This is a genomic window from Romboutsia sp. 13368 (assembly GCF_018336475.1).
Lineage (GTDB): Bacteria > Bacillota > Clostridia > Peptostreptococcales > Peptostreptococcaceae > Romboutsia.
The window spans coordinates 2,505,979-2,511,219 of the sequence record NZ_CP048741.1; the positions used below are offsets into that span (position 1 = coordinate 2,505,979).

Here is a 5,241-nt window from a genome sequence, read left to right on the forward strand (position 1 = left end):
GATTTAAATGAGTAAAATGATTAAATTTGGACATCATAATACATAATTTGATATTAAAAAACATAATTAAAAATATTTGAAAAAACTTTTAAAAAAGTATTGACGATATAAAATAAAGATGATATATTATTACTTGTCCTTAAGAAAAGGACAAAACGAAATAAAAAACTTCAAAAAAAGGTTGACAAAGAAAAACAACTTTGGTAAACTAAAGAAGTCGNAAAATGAACTTTGAAAATTAAACAGTAGGTTAATTTATAGAATTACAACTAACAAACCAAGCCAGATATTCAGATAATGATTAGTCTGAGCAGGTAACAACTTTTATTTTGAGAGTTTGATCCTGGCTCAGGATGAACGCTGGCGGCGTGCCTAACACATGCAAGTCGAGCGATTTACTTCGGTAAAGAGCGGCGGACGGGTGAGTAACGCGTGGGTAACCTGCCCTGTACACACGGATAACATACCGAAAGGTATGCTAATACGAGATAATATGCTTTTATCGCATGGTAGAAGTATCAAAGCTTTTGCGGTACAGGATGGACCCGCGTCTGATTAGCTAGTTGGTGAGGTAACGGCTCACCAAGGCGACGATCAGTAGCCGACCTGAGAGGGTGATCGGCCACATTGGAACTGAGACACGGTCCAAACTCCTACGGGAGGCAGCAGTGGGGAATATTGCACAATGGGCGAAAGCCTGATGCAGCAACGCCGCGTGAGCGATGAAGGCCTTCGGGTCGTAAAGCTCTGTCCTCAAGGAAGATAATGACGGTACTTGAGGAGGAAGCCCCGGCTAACTACGTGCCAGCAGCCGCGGTAATACGTAGGGGGCTAGCGTTATCCGGAATTACTGGGCGTAAAGGGTGCGTAGGTGGTTTCTTAAGTCAGAGGTGAAAGGCTACGGCTCAACCGTAGTAAGCCTTTGAAACTGGGAAACTTGAGTGCAGGAGAGGAGAGTGGAATTCCTAGTGTAGCGGTGAAATGCGTAGATATTAGGAGGAACACCAGTTGCGAAGGCGGCTCTCTGGACTGTAACTGACACTGAGGCACGAAAGCGTGGGGAGCAAACAGGATTAGATACCCTGGTAGTCCACGCCGTAAACGATGAGTACTAGCTGTCGGAGGTTACCCCCTTCGGTGGCGCAGCTAACGCATTAAGTACTCCGCCTGGGAAGTACGCTCGCAAGAGTGAAACTCAAAGGAATTGACGGGGACCCGCACAAGTAGCGGAGCATGTGGTTTAATTCGAAGCAACGCGAAGAACCTTACCTAAGCTTGACATCCTTTTGACCTCTCCCTAATCGGAGATTTCCCTTCGGGGACAGAAGTGACAGGTGGTGCATGGTTGTCGTCAGCTCGTGTCGTGAGATGTTGGGTTAAGTCCCGCAACGAGCGCAACCCTTGCCTTTAGTTGCCAGCATTAAGTTGGGCACTCTAGAGGGACTGCCAGGGATAACCTGGAGGAAGGTGGGGATGACGTCAAATCATCATGCCCCTTATGCTTAGGGCTACACACGTGCTACAATGGGTGGTACAGAGGGCAGCCAAGTCGTGAGGCGGAGCTAATCCCTTAAAGCCATTCTCAGTTCGGATTGTAGGCTGAAACTCGCCTACATGAAGCTGGAGTTACTAGTAATCGCAGATCAGAATGCTGCGGTGAATGCGTTCCCGGGTCTTGTACACACCGCCCGTCACACCACGGAAGTTGGGGGCGCCCGAAGCCGGATTGCTAACCTTTTGGAAGCGTCCGTCGAAGGTGAAATCAATAACTGGGGTGAAGTCGTAACAAGGTAGCCGTATCGGAAGGTGCGGCTGGATCACCTCCTTTCTAAGGAGAATTGCCTACTGTTTAATTTTGAGAGTTTATTATTAAACTTTCAAAATAGGGCGTAGCCCTAATGAGTGCTTTGAGCACCTCGACACGAACGAAAGTGAGAATATCGTTGGCGACGTACTTTAGTACTTTGAAAACTGCATAACATTTAGTGATATGACATCATTTAAAATATATGAAGAAGATAACTTCTAAAAATATCAAACTTTAATAACTGGTCAAGTTATTAAGGGTGCAGGGCGGATGCCTTGGCACTAGGAGCCGATGAAGGACGTGATAAGCTGCGATAAGCTTCGGGGAGTTGCACGTAAACTTTGATCCGAAGATTTCCGAATGAGGAAACTCACTTAGAGTAATGTCTAAGTATCGTTAAGTGAATACATAGCTTAGCGAGGGGAACCCGGGGAACTGAAACATCTAAGTACCCGGAGGAAGAGAAAGAAATTCGATTCCGTAAGTAGCGGCGAGCGAACGCGGAACAGGCCAAACCAATGAAGTTTACTTCGTTGGGGTTGCGGACATACAACATGGATGCAATATCGTAAATGAAGAGAGTTGGAAAGCTCCGCCATAGAAGGTAATAGCCACGTAGTCAAAATGAGAAAAATACTAGTATGATCCAGAGTACCACGGGACACGTGAAACCCTGTGGGAAGCAGGAGGGACCATCCTCCAAGCCTAAATACTACCTAGTGACCGATAGCGTATAGTACCGTGAGGGAAAGGTGAAAAGAACCCCGGGAGGGGAGTGAAAGAGAACCTGAAACCCTGCACTTACAAGCTGTGGGAGCACATTACTTGTGTGACCGCGTACTTTTTGTAGAACGGGCCAACGAGTTACGATATGCAGCAAGGTTAAGCACTTAAGGTGTGGAGCCGTAGCGAAAGCGAGTCTTAAATGGGCGATTAAGTTGCATGTCGTAGACCCGAAACCGGGCGACCTATCCATGAGCAGGTTGAAGCGAAAGTAAAATTTCGTGGAGGACCGAACCCACGAGCGTTGAAAAGCTCGGGGATGACTTGTGGATAGCGGTGAAATTCCAATCGAGCCCGGAGATAGCTGGTTCTCCCCGAAATAGCTTTAGGGCTAGCCTCAAGGTTGAGAGAAGCGGAGGTAGAGCACTGAATGTCCTAGGGGGTATTGCACTTACCGAAGACTATCAAACTCCGAATGCCGTATTCTTATACTTGGGAGTCAGACTGTGGGTGATAAGATTCATAGTCAAAAGGGCAACAGCCCAGATCGTCAGCTAAGGTCCCTAAATGTACGTTAAGTGGTAAAGGATGTGGGATTGCACAGACAACCAGGATGTTGGCTTAGAAGCAGCCACTCATTTAAAGAGTGCGTAATAGCTCACTGGTCGAGTGATCCTGCGCCGAAAATTTCCGGGGCTAAAACGTACTACCGAAGCTACGGCATCATTATGATGGGTAGGGGAGCTTCGTATGCAGGTTGAAGCATGACCGTAAGGACATGTGGACAGTATACGAGTGAGAATGTTGGCATGAGTAGCGAGACGTGGGTGAGAATCCCACGGGCCGTAAACCCAAGGTTTCCAGGGGAAGGTTCGTCCGCCCTGGGTTAGTCGGGACCTAAGCCGAGGCCGAAAGGCGTAGGTGATGGACAACAGGTTGATATTCCTGTACCGCCAATAAGCGTTTGAGAGATGGAGTGACACAGTAGGATAAGCTAACCACACTGTTGGTTATTGTGTGGCTAAGTATTGAGGCAGTCTAGATAGGCAAATCCGTCTAGATAATGCTAGGATACGATGGGTAAGCCCTTCGGGGCGAAGTAGCTGATTTCACACTGTCAAGAAAAGCTTCTATCGAGTTTAAAGGCGCCCGTACCGTAAACCGACACAGGTGGGTGAGGAGAGTATCCTAAGGCCAGCGAGAGAACTATTGTTAAGGAACTCGGCAAAATGACCCCGTAACTTAGGGAGAAGGGGTGCCTGTCTATGACAGGCCGCAGAGAATAGGCCCAAGCGACTGTTTACCAAAAACACAGGTTTCTGCTAAGTCGCAAGACGATGTATAGGAGCTGACGCCTGCCCGGTGCTGGAAGGTTAAGGGGATCTGTTAGAGCAATCGAAGCAGTGAACTTAAGCCCCAGTAAACGGCGGCCGTAACTATAACGGTCCTAAGGTAGCGAAATTCCTTGTCGGGTAAGTTCCGACCCGCACGAAAGGCGTAACGATTTGGGCACTGTCTCAACAATAGACTCGGTGAAATTGTAATCCCGGTGAAGATGCCGGGTACCTGCGACAGGACGGAAAGACCCCATGGAGCTTTACTGTAGCTTGACGTTGGGTCTTGGTACTACATGTACAGGATAGGTGGGAGACTATGAAGCATGGACGCCAGTCTGTGTGGAGTCATCCTTGGGATACCACCCTTGTAGTACTGGGATCCTAACCATAGGCCTTGAATCAGGTCTTGGAACACCGTCAGGTGGGCAGTTTGACTGGGGCGGTCGCCTCCTAAAAAGTAACGGAGGCGCTCAAAGGTTTCCTCAGCACGGTCGGAAATCGTGCGAAGAGTGTAAAGGCAAAAGGAAGCTTGATTGCAAGACATACAGGTCGAGCAAGGACGAAAGTCGGACTTAGTGATCCGGTGGTACCGCATGGAAGGGCCATCGCTCAACGGATAAAAGCTACCCTGGGGATAACAGGCTTATCTCCCCCAAGAGTCCACATCGACGGGGAGGTTTGGCACCTCGATGTCGGCTCATCACATCCTGGGGCTGTAGTAGGTCCCAAGGGTTGGGCTGTTCGCCCATTAAAGTGGTACGCGAGCTGGGTTCAGAACGTCGTGAGACAGTTCGGTCCCTATCCGTCGCAGGCGTAGGAAATTTGAGAAGACCTGTCCTTAGTACGAGAGGACCGGGATGGACGTACCTCTGGTGTACCAGTTGTTCTGCCAAGGGCATGGCTGGGTAGCTATGTACGGAATGGATAAGCGCTGAAAGCATCTAAGCGCGAAGCCAACTTCAAGATAAGATTTCCCACCGTAAGGGTAAGACCCCAGGAAGACTACCTGGTTGATAGGTCGAAGGTGTAAGTGCAGTAATGTATTTAGCTTATCGATACTAATAGGTCGAGGACTTGACCAAGATAAATGATGGAAAATTAAATGATATGCAGTTTTCAGAGTATTAACTCTAAAACTTATGCGGGTGTAGCTCAATGGTAGAGTTCCGGCCTTCCAAGCCGGCTGTGAGGGTTCGATCCCCTTCACCCGCTCCAAATAAGATTATGTGGTTATTATAGCAAAGAGGATACACCTGTTCCCATTCCGAACACAGAAGTTAAGCTCTTTAGCGCTGATGGTACTCGGAGGGCAACCTCCCGGGAGAGTAAGACGTAGCCACGTAATCTTTTTTTATTATAAAAATAGGGAGGTAT

At 48.1% G+C, this 5,241-nt stretch carries 1 tRNA gene and 3 rRNA genes; all 4 read left to right on the forward strand.

The annotated features are described in order from the left end of the window. Nucleotides 1-325 precede the first annotated feature (325 nt). The 4 genes from G3997_RS10950 to rrf all read left to right on the forward strand — a co-directional run bounded on the left by G3997_RS10950 (nucleotide 326) and on the right by rrf (nucleotide 5,209). Nucleotides 326-1,828 (forward strand): 16S ribosomal RNA (locus G3997_RS10950). Between the two features lie 222 nt (nucleotides 1,829-2,050). Beyond that, a 23S ribosomal RNA gene (locus tag G3997_RS10955) occupies nucleotides 2,051-4,949 on the forward strand. 59 nt (nucleotides 4,950-5,008) lie between these two features. After that, nucleotides 5,009-5,082 (forward strand) — tRNA-Gly (locus G3997_RS10960). 10 nt (nucleotides 5,083-5,092) lie between these two features. Next, nucleotides 5,093-5,209 (forward strand): 5S ribosomal RNA (gene rrf / locus G3997_RS10965). The 16S, 23S and 5S rRNA genes sit together here with 1 tRNA gene alongside, the layout of an rRNA operon. Nucleotides 5,210-5,241 lie beyond the last annotated feature (32 nt).